This window comes from Acidisoma sp. S159, assembly GCF_009766125.1.
Lineage (GTDB): Bacteria > Pseudomonadota > Alphaproteobacteria > Acetobacterales > Acetobacteraceae > Acidisoma.
On the sequence record NZ_LMUG01000095.1, the window covers coordinates 1 to 2,897 of the forward strand.

The following is a 2,897-nucleotide window of genomic DNA, read 5'->3' on the forward strand; positions in this document are numbered from 1 at the left end:
ACCGCCTGCCCCGCGACGCGGCCGCTGCCCTGCTCAGTCTCAGTCCATCCGGCGACTGTGGCAACTGGTTCTTCACGCGCGGATAGGCACGGTAATATTCGATTACCGTGCCTAATTGTCGATTAATTGCTGTTTTTAAGCTGTCCCAAGGCCGCCGAGATGCGACCCGTTCCCTCCAAGCTCACGCATGTAGATTGCCCCGGCCCCCACACAAATTGCCAGCGATGTCTAGGCTGAGGCCATCACGGCCAAGAACGCCTCCTGGTGGCCGGCAGTGATGAAAAAACGCTGCAGATCAGGGTGCTGGCGCGCGTAGGCCCTGGTCAATCCTTAAGAGTCGGACTCAGAAAGGAGGCCTTGATATCATAGCCTTGCCAGATTGCGGGTAAGGCGCCGGACATGGGCGATAAGGGTCCACGCTGTCGAACTTGCCACGTTCGTTTCGAAGTCTTTTGCGAGCCTGCGGCATCTGCCGAGCCATGCGAACGTCCGTTCGACGACCCAGCGCCTCGGTAGGACTTCGAAGCCCTGAGCTGTATCAGATCGTTTGATAATCTGCACCGTCCAACGGCCGAAGGCGAGCAGCGCGTGACGCAGCTTGTTGCCGGCGTAGCCGCCGTCAGCAAAGATGTGCCGCAACCAGGGATAAAGTCGGCGAATAGAAGCCAGCGCAGCCACGGCGCCATCCCGATCCTGGATGCTGGCCATATGCACGACCAATCCGACGAGGTGGCCGGCTGTATCGGTGACGATGTGCCGCTTGCGGCCCATGATCTTCTTGCCGGCGTCAAAGCCACGAGGACCGCCACTCTCCGTGGTTTTGACCGATTGACTATCGATGACGCCAGCGGTCGGACTGGCTTGTCGCCCGGCTTTCTCGCGCGACGCCATCACCAGGGCATGGTTGATCAATTCCCAACGTCCATCCAGAACCCAGGCATAGAAGTAGCTTGCACGGTCGAGTATGGCGGAAAGTCCTTTGGCAATTGGCGCCACTGGCATCCCGTTGAAGCGATATAGAACATCGCTTCAACGACCGCCCGCAATTTGGTAGAGCGACGCCGCCCGAAGCGGCGCCGTTCGAGCATGAAGGGCACGATCATCGCCCATTCCGCATCCGTCAGGTCACTTGCATAGCGTAGCCCGGTGCGCTGATACTGCGGCCGAGTGATTTCAGTCCAGGCCATTGAAATTTCCGTCGTGACTCGCAACCCGCTGAAATCACTCAACCCTTTCTCAGTCAGACACTAAGAGGCGGTTTGAAGCGCCGCAGCTGTCCGGATTCCAGCTATCCAGCATATGTAGTCGCGAGAGCGTAGTTGAACTTGGCTAACTGGGCCAGATGGGCCATATTGGCGATCAGGAGCACTCTATGACCGTGAAACTTTCCCCCCGCCCCGGCCCCTCTTCGCGCGACCAGAAACGCAAATCGGTTGAAATGACGGCATTCCTGACTTTGCGTCCTTTTTCGGAGGATGAGTTGGAGCGGGCATCAAGAGCGCTTGCTTCTGAAGGGCTCTACGACCTGTGGCCAACCCGTGTCGTTCTAGCGCCGGATGATGCCGAAGCCGTTGCCGCAGGTCGGGAGCGCATTGTTCCGGCGTCACTTGCGCCATCCCATGGGACTCTCAATCCAGCACGGTCAGGCAGCCTTGATGTTCCCCTCGAGAGGGCTTTAGCTGCCGCCAGAACGCGTGGACGGATTGAGAAAGAGCGAATGCTCACAGATCCGAGCATGCTCAATACCGCTGCTATCGCGAATTTGCTTGGCATGTCTGAGGAAGGCGTACGGCAAAAGCGAAAAAGACATGAGGTTCTCGGCCTAGAGCTTGCTAAACGCGGCATTCGCTACCCTGCGTGGCAAGTTCTCGAGGGACGGCAGCTACTCCCTGCCCTCCCCCAGCTGTTCAACATACTCGGTGATGATCCGTGGCGCCTATTCCGGTTCCTGCAGCAGCATCACGGCGAACTCGGCGGTGATCGCGCACTCGACGCTCTGCGAAGTGGCCATGTCGAAGGCGTAATTGCGGCTGCCGAGAATACCGCGGTCGGCGCATATTCTTGATTGGTGTCCCGCTCTCATCATCCGCTGAAGCGCGGGCCTCTGACAGTAACCCACGCGGCTCCCGGCAGCGTCTGGCATCACATTTTTCTAAACAAATTCCCAGACGCAAAAGGGTTCGGCTTTGCGTCTAGCCGCTTCTCTGATCCCCGGAAAAGGACGGCTTTGCCCTTCGGCGTATATTATGTCGGCCAGACGTTCGAGGTCGCCTTCCTTGAAACCATTGTCCGCGACCTGAAGAATGGAGTTCCGGGACCACTTTTCTTGAGCGCTAGGGATCTGGATGATTATGTCCACGTCCACATTACCGTCAGTGAGCGCCTCGACTTGTTAGACTTGCGCGCAGGAAACCCGATCGTGCTCGGAGTATCGACTGACGCTGTACGTGCGAGATCTCATGAGCTGGGACAGCAAACAAGTTTGGCAGCCTTTGAGCGCAAAGAGCGTTTAGATGGCATCTGCTACCCATCTCGACTAAATGGTGACGAAAACCTCGCTCTCTACGATCGAGCGCTTTCGAAGGTTACGGCGGGAGGACGCCGAAAACTTGGTTCATGTGATGAGCTCACGCCGATCCTTGAGGCGTACAGGGTAGCGTTGGTTTAATACCGAATCTCGTTATGGATGACTCGTGGGGGGATTCCCGAATCGGCTTTAGTGTGATTCAAGATGGCGAACCTCGGAGTTTGCCATGCCGGTCCCGCTTCGAATGGACTTTACCGCGCCGCAGGTGCGTGCTGCCGCGAAGAAAACCAAAGACGGCCCGCAGGCGCGCCGTTTGCTGGCATTAGCGGCGATCTACGATGGCGGCACGCGGAGTGACGCCGCCAAGATC

The 2,897-nt window shown here is 57.9% G+C and carries 3 protein-coding genes; 2 read left to right on the plus strand and 1 reads right to left on the minus strand.

The window, feature by feature from the left end:
• Positions 1 to 363: 363 nt before the first annotated feature.
• A protein-coding gene (locus tag GSQ92_RS28345; RefSeq protein ID WP_254066727.1) for an IS5 family transposase occupies positions 364 to 1,187 on the minus strand; the annotation gives its coding sequence in 2 pieces (ribosomal slippage) (positions 364 to 950 and positions 950 to 1,187; 825 coding nt in all).
• A gap of 185 nt (positions 1,188 to 1,372) precedes the next feature.
• Here GSQ92_RS28345 and GSQ92_RS28350 point away from each other — a divergent pair.
• Positions 1,373 to 2,065, plus strand: a complete 693-nt coding sequence (locus GSQ92_RS28350; protein WP_254065866.1) for a hypothetical protein — start codon at positions 1,373 to 1,375, stop codon at positions 2,063 to 2,065.
• A 3-nt stretch (positions 2,066 to 2,068) separates the two neighbouring features.
• Positions 2,069 to 2,668: an RES family NAD+ phosphorylase gene (locus tag GSQ92_RS28355; protein ID WP_159014716.1), complete on the plus strand. Its 600-nt coding sequence runs from the start codon at positions 2,069 to 2,071 to the stop codon at positions 2,666 to 2,668.
• Positions 2,669 to 2,897 lie beyond the last annotated feature (229 nt).